Source organism: Candidatus Cloacimonadota bacterium, assembly GCA_034661015.1.
Taxonomy (GTDB): Bacteria; Cloacimonadota; Cloacimonadia; order JGIOTU-2; family JGIOTU-2; genus JAYEKN01.
The window spans coordinates 1-1402 of the sequence record JAYEKN010000299.1 but is presented as its reverse complement, the minus strand read 5'-3'; the positions used below and the strand labels follow the sequence as shown (position 1 = coordinate 1402).

Genomic DNA, 1402 nt, shown 5'->3' with positions numbered 1-1402 from the left:
AACAAAATAAGGGAATACCATAAATTTCTCAAATTCATTGACAATATTTCAACCAATTTTTTGTTTTTATAAAAAAATATATAACTTGGGAAGTTTAATATGAATAAAGACCAAACAGGTTCGCAAATTATCGCAAAAGTTTCTTGTTTAGCAAAAAAGGAATATCTCCCATCCGTTCTTAACTTTGTCGTAGATATTTCTGCAGATCAGGGCATTTCTCATGATGATGCAAAAAGATTACGGCTTGTAGTAGAAGAAGCTTCTATGAACGTAATCCAGCACGCTTTCCCTGAGGACGAACACGGAAGTTTTGATGTGATAATATCCAGAAAGCATGGCGAAATTGAAATATCTGTGGAGGACCAAGGTTTACCATTTGACTTTAGCAACTCTACAAATTCGGAAAATGCCGGTATTGGCATTCTTCTTATGAAGGCTTTTGCGGACGAGGTACAATTTGTTAATCTCGGCAGAAAAGGGAAAAGTATCAAATTCATCAAATATTTGAAATATAAAAACATTGTAGATTATCCTGTTGGCACAAAACCGGAATCAACTGAAATAGCACCTAAAAACACTCCTTTAGATTTTCGGATGATGAAAACATCGGATAGTGTTAGCGTTGCACGATGTATGTACCGTTCCTACGGATATACTTACGGAAATGAATTTGTCTATTTTCCCGAAAAAGTAAAAGAAATGTTGGAATCGGGTTTGCTCCATTCTTGTGTGGTTTTAAATCCGGAAAATGAAATAATCGGGCATCTGGCATTGATGTTGGATAATACCGAAGCAAAAGTTGGAGAAACCGGAATGGCAATTGTTGACCCGCGATTTCGGGGCAGAGGATTATTCAAAAAAATGAAACTATTCATGGCGGATTATGCAAAAGCGAAAGGAATGTATGGAATCTACAGCGAAGCCGTTGCCGTGCATCCCTATACTCAAAAGGGAAATATTTCTCTTGGAGCAAATGAAACCGGCTTTCTCATTGCCTTCACACCGGCAAGTATGCATTTTAAAAAAATCGATAAACAAGAAAGGCTCAAAAGGCAAACCACTGTTTTATTTTATTATAAAATTGCCAAAGAACCGCAACGAGACGTTTATCCGCCTTTTCATCATAAATCTATGATCGCAAAAATTTTCACAAAAAATAATCTTTCCAGAAAATTATGCGATGTGCAAAAAGATAAATGGAAAGATTATATTATAGATAAAACTCAGATTGTCGCCAAAATCCAAAAAGAACCTGCCAGAGCGTTTCTGAAAATACTCGAATATGGCAATGATTTTAACGATATGCTTAAGTATAGATTGAAAGAACTCTGCATAAAAAAGATTGATTGCATTTACATTGACCTGCCTCTCTCAAATCCGGTTACGCAAGTGTTTTGTGCAA

General features: G+C 35.9%; 1 protein-coding gene. It reads left to right on the top strand.

Annotated elements, in window-relative coordinates; all coding sequences use genetic code 11:
• Nucleotides 1-99: 99 nt before the first annotated feature.
• On the top strand, nt 100-1402 hold a 1303-nt coding region (locus U9P79_10540; GenBank protein MEA2105051.1), incomplete at its 3' end, for a GNAT family N-acetyltransferase.